This is a genomic window from Burkholderia sp. KCJ3K979 (assembly GCF_016759955.1).
In the GTDB taxonomy this organism is placed as follows: domain Bacteria; phylum Pseudomonadota; class Gammaproteobacteria; order Burkholderiales; family Burkholderiaceae; genus Burkholderia; species Burkholderia orbicola.
Map to the genome: position 1 here is coordinate 1 of NZ_JACFYV010000484.1, position 404 is coordinate 404.

1 pseudogene is annotated in these 404 nt (G+C 50.7%); it reads right to left on the reverse strand.

Annotated elements, in window-relative coordinates:
* Positions 1 to 404 (reverse strand): annotated as a pseudogene (locus tag H3O04_RS35750) (hypothetical protein); the annotation flags it as partial.

Below are 404 nucleotides of genomic sequence, written 5' to 3' on the forward strand. Positions count from 1 at the left end.
GCATATCGGTAAATGCTTTATACGATGCCTGCAATGCCGTTTGCTGCATGATGTAAGATGAAATAGTTGCATTCCAGTCCACATCAACCAGATCGCTCATCTGCTGCGTTTGCCCTAAAGCGCGATCGCTACCTAATGAATCCAGCGACTCCAGTTCGTTCAGTTGCGTGCCTAATTCCGCGCGAACAGTCAGCACATTGTTCAGCGAGTTTTTCAGTCCGCGGTTGGTTTTATCCAGTGCCGCAGCGGCGGTTTCTTTATCCGCTTCGCTATCCGCGACCGGCGTTTTCAGGGCTGCGATGGCGCTATCCAGCATGGCAAAAAGATTGGTTTCAGAAGCGCTACCGTCTGGTTCCGCTACCGCGTTGCTAGTAATACTGTCGAAAATTTTGTCGCCCGTATGT